General features: G+C 65.7%; 1 protein-coding gene. It reads left to right on the top strand.

The features are described 5' to 3' along the window. Positions 1 to 207, top strand: a 207-nt coding sequence (locus MO867_RS23465) for a histidinol dehydrogenase (protein ID WP_252473584.1), incomplete at both ends; no start/stop codon positions are given.

The raw sequence follows: 207 nt of genomic DNA on the forward strand, positions 1-207 counted from the left end.
CGACGGCACCATGCTGGGTCAGAAGGTCACGCCCATGGATCGGGTGGGTATCTATGTGCCCGGCGGCAAGGCGTCCTATCCGTCATCGGTGCTGATGAATGCGCTGCCGGCCAAGGTCGCCGGTGTGGGCGAAATCATCATGGTCGTGCCCACCCCCGGTGGCGAACTGAACGAACTGGTACTGGCGGCCGCGGCTCTGGCCGGGGT

The sequence above is a fragment of the Microbulbifer okhotskensis genome (assembly GCF_023895975.1).
In the GTDB taxonomy this organism is placed as follows: Bacteria; Pseudomonadota; Gammaproteobacteria; order Pseudomonadales; family Cellvibrionaceae; genus Microbulbifer; species Microbulbifer okhotskensis.